The sequence below is a fragment of the Kiritimatiellia bacterium genome (genome assembly GCA_028715905.1).
Classification (GTDB): domain Bacteria; phylum Verrucomicrobiota; class Kiritimatiellia; order JAAZAB01; family JAAZAB01; genus JAQUQV01.
On the sequence record JAQUQV010000027.1, the window covers coordinates 26,189 to 33,061 of the forward strand.

The following is a 6,873-nucleotide window of genomic DNA, read 5'->3' on the forward strand; positions in this document are numbered from 1 at the left end:
TCGTTTTTCCCGCCGCGTGCCGCTTCGGATCAGGTCGCGGCGTTTTGTTTTTTCAATGTTTTTTTCAGGCGTTGTACGTTTACTTTGCGGAGCGCGGTTTTTGACTTTGCCGCCAGCGCCGCGGCGGTGCCGGCGGCTTCGCCGACGGCGATGCAACAGGGCATGTAGCGCGTGGAGGCGAGCGCCTCATGGGTCACGGAAATACATCGCCCCGCAACCAGAATGTTCTCCCATCCTTTTGGCGTCAGACAGCGATACGGAATGTCATATGCTTTTTTCAGCGTGGTAAACCGCTGGCCTTCGGGCGCGTGAATGTCAATCGGCGCCAGATTGCGGGCGATGGCATCCGGGAATTTTTTTGCCCGGCGCACGTCTTCCTCCGTCAATAAATAATCGCCAGTGATCCGCCGCGTTTCGCGCACGCCGACGGATACCCACCCGCGCCGGTCCAGTATTTTCCCCTTTTCAAATCCCGGGATATATTTTCTGGCGAACGCCTCCAGGGACGCAAGCTGTTTCAGGGATTCGGTTTCGGCAAGAGTCAAATCCCGCGCGTTTGTGCCGTCAACGTTTGCCACAAAACTGCCGTCAATTTCGCCCTTGTCCGTGCCCAGGCGTCCGTTGATCCAGACCGTGTCGTAATCAAAATGCAGATCGCCCTTTTTGCGGGCATTTTTCAGCATGCTTTTGAATCCGCTGGCCACGAAAAAGGGCAGGCGGTCGTCAATAAATTCCAGAATTTCGTCCGGATGTTTCCGGCGATAGGCGCGCATGAAATTCCATAATTTGCGCGTATTGACGCCTTCCATGATCGGCCCCGTCAGGGTCATGCCCTGCGTCTGACCGTCGCTCTCCCGGCCGATTTCATAGGCGCATCCCGCCCGCGCGGCCACGTCGCCGTCGCCGGTGGCGTCTATGACGATTTTGGCGAGGACGGCTTCCCGGCCGGATTTGCTTTCCACGATCACCCCTTTCAGCGCGCGGTCCTTGACAACGGCGTCCGCAATCCAGGCGTGCAGGAGCAGTTTTGCGCCGGCCTCCTCCAGCATTTCGGCCGCCAGCATTTTAAAACGGTCCACGGAAAAGCCGATCAGCCAGCCGTTGGTTACCGGGTTGAAAAACTTCTGGATAATGCCGTTCTTTTTTTCCAGCCGGTCCAGGAATTCCTTCATGATGCCCTTGTGCAGGGCGGGGACATAAGCGCCGAACCAGTTCATGGGCACGGCCGTCGCCGTTCCGCCCAGGAAGCCGTTGGCCTCAATCAGGATGGTTTTGGCGCCGTTCCGGGCGGCGGCCACGGCCGCCGCGATGCCGGCCACTCCGCCGCCGGCCACGGCCACGTCGGTCTTGACTAACACGGGAATCCGGCGCGGTTTTTCCAGGATGTAATCATCATTCAGGATTGATTTCTTTTCTTTTTTCATATGCGGTATTACCTGTTTATACATGTATAGTATAATAATGCGTTTAATAATCAAGCTTTTTTTTTAGAAAATAATCCGCAGGCCGCGAATTAAAGCATTCGGCCAACATTAATGTTGTTACAGCTTTCCCTGACAACAAGCGCGGGCGGGAGCGTTTCCTGGATGACACGGTTCGTTCGGTTATTGATTTTTGATATAAGTATTGCCGCCGCTTTGCGGCCGATTTCACGGAACGGCTGGGCAATCGTCGTCAACGGCGGCACAAGCGTCTCGGTAAAGCTTTGATTGTCAAACCCGATTACGGAGATGTCGCCGGGAACGGAGAGGTTTTGAGCTTTTGCGGCGTTCATGGTCTCGCGGGCGATAAAATCATTAACCGCAAAAATGGCGGTGGGTTTTTTTTGCAGGAGGGCCATGGCCGTTTCGTAACCGCCGTGGCCGGGCTCGTTTCCAACCGGTTCCTCCATGCGAACGATCATGTTCGGATCAAGCACTTGTTTGTATTGGCCCAGGGCGTCCAGGAAACCGGCGTATCGGTCGTCCACGGCGGTGCAGTGCACCCCGAGGATCACGCCGATTTTACGGTGTCCCAGTTTAATCAGATGTTCGCCGGCGAGGAAGCCGCCCTGTTTATTGTCGGTTACGACGTAATCGGTTTCCAGGTCGCGGAAATACCGGTCAATCAGGACAAATGGATAATCGGCGTGTTTGAGCTCGTAAATCATCTGGGCGTTGGCCCGGCCCCAGTTTGGGAAAATAATCGCCCCTTCCTCCTCCCGCTCCAGCAGCAGCAGCAGGTTGTCGTTTTCCTGTTTAATGCTGTGGCGGGAATTGAAGATGGAAAGCACCGCCCCGGCTTCGTCCAGAACCGAGGATATTCCCTCGTAAATCTGGTGGTCCGAATCCTCCAGGCCGGGGATGATCAGGGCGATCCGGTTTCGCCGGAGAACGGAATGGAGGGCGGAAGGCCGCGCGACGAACGCGCCCTTCCCGGGCAGGACGCGGATAATTCCGTTTTCCCGAAGCAGGCGCAGGCCGGTGCGGACCGAGCCGCGGCTGATGCCGTATTTTTTGGACAGTTCAAACTCGGAAAGCAGCGGCGCATCCGGTTTCAGTTTTCCGCTGGCAATTTGCATGCGGATGTCATCCTGCATGGCGGCATAAACCGCGACCGGGTTTCTTCTGGCTGATTTTTTTTTCTGCGTTAATGAAGACACGATGCTGATCCTTCTCCGGCTAATCCGGCCTGGCCGCTATTGCGCAAAATCATCGCCGCCATGCCTCGGCTTAAATGCCGGAACTGTTGCTTTAATCATTTTATAACGTTGTCGGAACATATCAATTGGTTTCCGCCCAGCGGCAGATTGCCACGGCAAAAATTTTTATGGACTGCAGATATTCCGCAATCGGGAGCGCCTCGTCAATATGGTGCGCCTGCGCCAGTTCGCCGGGGCCCGCGATGAAGCTTGGGGTTTTCCCGATATTGTTCAAAATGCGCGCGTCGGCGCCGGAAGGCAGGCCGGTTATTTTCGGTTTTCCCTTTAATCCGGCGATCGTCCTCCTCAAAACGGAAACCAGCGGGTGGGCGGTGGATGTTTCATAGGGAGGCGTGTTCAGAAGCCAGATGATTTGCGGGGGATTTTTTTTCAGCCATTTATCCCGCCGGGCCGAATCCCGAACGCGCTTTTCCACTTCCGCCCGCACGTCCGGCGCATTTTCCGCGGGCAGGTATTTGACATTGATTTTAGCTTCGCACGCGGCCGGAATTATGGAGGCGCCCGTCCCGCCCGCGATTTGACAGCAGGTGATGGCCGGCGAGGGGAGGAGGGCGTGTTTTTTGGAGACCTGCCATTGCCGGTTCAAATCCTCCAGTGCCCCGAGAATCAACATCATTTTTTCAATGGCGTTCACGCCTTTGGATTTCAGGCTGGCGTGGGTGGTCAAGCCCCTGACCTGAATGCCGGCGTGCATGGCGCCGCGGTGGGCGCAGCAGATGGCCAGGCTGGTCGGCTCCGCGATCAGCGCCGCATCCGCCTTATACCCGCGTTCCACGCAGGCCAGCGTGCCGTTGCCGCCGCCTTCCTCGTCAACCACGCTCTGGAAAATGACGTCGCCGCGCAGTTTGATTCCGGCGCGCTTGATAATGCGCATGGCCATCAGCATGGCCGCGAGCCCGCCCTTCATGTCCACTGCGCCCAGGCCGATCAGCCGGCCGTTTTCAATCTCGCCCCCATATGGATCATGTTTCCAGGCCGAAACATCTCCGGCGGAAACCGTGTCAATGTGTCCGTTGAGAATCAGGGATTTTCCGCCGCCGCGGCCCTTGAAGGTGGCCGCGACATTGGGCCGTCCATGATAGTCATGGCCGGGGTTGAAGTCGGCGTATTTTTTTATCCGCCGGTTGTCCGGCTCAAACACGTCCACGGCGGCGCCCAGTTTGCGCAGTTGGGCGGCCATGAATTGCTGGGCTTTCCCCTCGTTGCCGCGGACACCCTGCTCAATTCCCCGCGAATCAAAAGCGATCATTTGCCGGAGGAGGGACAGCGCCTCCTCGCGGCAATGGTCGGCCAGAGCGGTCAATTGCGTGTCCACCGAGTCCAGACGGATACTCATAGGATTTTTATATTCCTATTTTTCAACCGCGCCCAGCGCTTCATCCAGGATTTTCACGCCGATGTCAATTTCACCCTTCGTGATGACCAGGGGCGGCACGATATTCAATCGGTTGCCGAAATGGCCCGAGATGGTCAGGAGCAGACCTTTGCGCATCGCCGCCTTGACGACATTGATGCTTTCAAACGGCTCCTTGGTCCGCCGGTTTTTGACCAATTCCATAGAAAGAATGAACCCCTTGCCCTGAACCTGGCCGATGATCTCGTGCTTCTCCATCAATTCCTGGAGCCGTTCCAGGAAATAAGCCCCCATTTTGCGCACATGGTCAAGCAGTTTTCTCTTTTCAATCGTGGCAATCATGGCTAGCGCCGCCGCCGCGCCGACGGGGTTGCCCGAGAACGTGACGCTTTGATGAATGGGCTTGAGCACGTCCATGATCTTTATGGGCGCAAGAATGGCCGCATTCGGAATGACGCCGGCGGTGAACGCCTTGCCGACCATCATAATATCCGGATAAGTGTCAAAGGCTTCTATGGAGAACATCTCCCCGGAACGCCCCCAGCCCATCTGGATTTCGTCGTCAATGAGAAGCACGTCGTATTTTTCGCAAATGCGGCGCACTTCCTTCCAGTATTCAGCCGGAGGAACAATGTATCCGCCCGCGCCCTGCGCCGGCTCAAAGAGCAGGCCGGCCACCAGGTTCGTTCCTTTTTTGCGGTCAATCAGGCCCCAGGTCGGATCCTGAAACATGTTTTCAATATGTTTTGCGCAGAACAGTTCGCAGCCCGGGTAACTGCGCCCGAACGGACAGCGGTAGCAGTAGGGGTAGGGGATGCGCACGGCTCCCGGCATGATGGGGAAAAAATTTTCCTTCAGGAAAGGGAAACAGGTTACCGACAAGGTGCCGTGCGAGCGGCCGTGATAGGCGCCCTGATAACAGAGAATGTAGGGCCGTTTTGTGCAGGCCTTTGCGATTTTCATGCCAACTTCCACCGCATTGGTTCCGCCGGTATCATACTGCACCTTGCTGTTGTTTCTGAGCTTGCCCGGCGCCATCGCGACGAGTTTTTTCGCCAACTGCACCCTGACTTCAGTCGGCTGCTGGGCGGTGTGGTGCACCGTTTTCATCTGTTTGCAGGCCGCCTCAATCACTTCCTGCGGACAATGGCCGAGATTGAGCGCCGCAAAACCCGAGGTCAGATCAAGGAAGGTGTTGCCGTCCACGTCCCTGACGAAAACGCCTTTGGCCTCCTTGATAACCGGCGGCAGGCCGGCGTAGTTGGCGAAACACAGGTCCCCCGCGGACTCGTATTTCTGCAAATCCTTGAGAATTTTAACGGCTTTTGGCCCGGGATACTTCTTGACATTAGGGCGCGTGATTTTCATGTTGAAATCCTTTCTGTATTTTCTGACTTGCGAATCCTTTTCAGGCCGCGTTGTGTTTTTTTTCTCCTTTTTTATACTTTGACCGTTTTGTTTGTTTTAATTGATTGCAGAATCGCCAGGGCCGTTGCCAGGGATTTGCGCCCTTCCTGTCCGTCGCTGATTGCCGGCTCCCTGTTTTCGCGGACGCACTTCAGAAAATAGGCGATTTCCTCGCGCACGCCGTCGCTTTCCTCAAAACAATGCTCTTCCGGGTGGCTCTCTTCGCGGCGCAGGCATCTCAGGTGGAACGGGTAGTCCAGCTTGCCCCAGATTTGCGCCAGGCCTTTTTCGTAGTGAACGTCAAGGTATTCCCGGCTGATCCTGCGGTCCGAGGTGCACCCGCCGCCCAGCGCGGCAATGGCGCCGTTTTTGAACCGGAGGGAGCAGATAACCGAATCCGGCAGGACCGGGTGCTTGAAAACGGCCCGGTTGCCTTCGGCGTAAACCCGCTCAACATCGCCCATCAGGTAGATGAGCGCGTCAAGCGCGTGGACAAAATTTTCCACGATAATCCCGGGGGTGCCTTTGGCCTGGAACTTCCAGCCGGGATCGTCAACTTTCCAGAGCGGATAGGTGTAAACCGCCCAGAGCGGCAGGCCGAGGGCGTTTGATTTTTCCTTCAGGCATGAAAACGCCTTGGCAAACCTGTGCTTGAAAGCGATCATCAGCTTGACCTTGTTCTTTCTGCAGACCCTGATCATTTTATCGCAATCCTCCAGGCGGTGCGCCATGGGTTTTTCGCAATAAACATGAATTCCGCGCCCGGCGGCCATCTCCACCGGGGGCAGGTGGAATTCCGGCGGGGTTACCACCACCACGCCGTCCATTTTTTCCGTGTCAAACATCTCCTTCATGTCGGCATAATATTTCGCATCCTGCAGAAAAGCGTCCGGGAAATTCCTTCTCCGGTCGCAGAGCGCCGCGATTTTAACCCCGGGAAACTCCCGGAAATAGCCCGTTACAATCTGGCCCCACCAGCCCAGCCCAACCACTCCGATTCTGATTTCTTTCATTGCGCCTCCTGTATGTTGATTTTATTCGTAAAGGCCGTATTGCGCCAGCAGTTTTCTGGCAAATTTATAGTTTTCAAAACTCACCGAGGGCGGAACGGAATGGTCCGAGTGATAGATGTAGCCGCCGTTTTTCTTGGCCGGCGGCAGTTTGCGCCTGATTTCCCCCTCAATATCCGCGCGCGAGCCGCTCATTTTTTGCACGTCAATGTTCCCGACCAGCACGAGGCGTCCGGCGTATAATTCTTTCAGCCGGCACACATCGTTGCCGGCTTTGGCCTCAATCGGCTGGATGGCCGTGACGCCGGCTTCCAGGGCCAGCGGCAGAACCTCGTCCAGCTTGCCATCGGTGTGATACATGACCGGAAGCCCCTTGGATTTAAAATAATCGCAAAGTTTTT

The 6,873-nt window shown here is 56.2% G+C and carries 6 protein-coding genes; all 6 read right to left on the reverse strand.

Annotation, left to right across the window (positions count from 1 at the left end):
- Window positions 1–29: 29 nt before the first annotated feature.
- The gene (locus PHP98_06915; GenBank protein MDD5483366.1) at window positions 30–1,424 is read right to left on the reverse strand and encodes an FAD-dependent oxidoreductase; all 1,395 of its coding nucleotides are present in this window, start codon (window positions 1,422–1,424) and stop codon (window positions 30–32) included.
- Between the two features lie 89 nt (window positions 1,425–1,513).
- Window positions 1,514–2,641, reverse strand: coding sequence for a GntR family transcriptional regulator (locus tag PHP98_06920; protein ID MDD5483367.1), 1,128 nt, complete (start codon window positions 2,639–2,641; stop codon window positions 1,514–1,516).
- 121 nt (window positions 2,642–2,762) lie between these two features.
- On the reverse strand, window positions 2,763–4,037 hold the full coding sequence (locus PHP98_06925) for an ArgE/DapE family deacylase (protein ID MDD5483368.1): 1,275 nt from the start codon (window positions 4,035–4,037) through the stop codon (window positions 2,763–2,765).
- 15 nt (window positions 4,038–4,052) lie between these two features.
- Window positions 4,053–5,423, reverse strand: coding sequence for an aspartate aminotransferase family protein (locus PHP98_06930; GenBank protein MDD5483369.1), 1,371 nt, complete (start codon window positions 5,421–5,423; stop codon window positions 4,053–4,055).
- A gap of 71 nt (window positions 5,424–5,494) precedes the next feature.
- On the reverse strand, window positions 5,495–6,475 hold the full coding sequence (locus PHP98_06935; protein MDD5483370.1) for a Gfo/Idh/MocA family oxidoreductase: 981 nt from the start codon (window positions 6,473–6,475) through the stop codon (window positions 5,495–5,497).
- 21 nt (window positions 6,476–6,496) lie between these two features.
- Window positions 6,497–6,873 (reverse strand): uroporphyrinogen decarboxylase family protein (locus PHP98_06940; protein ID MDD5483371.1); only part of this gene is annotated, 377 nt, incomplete at its 5' end.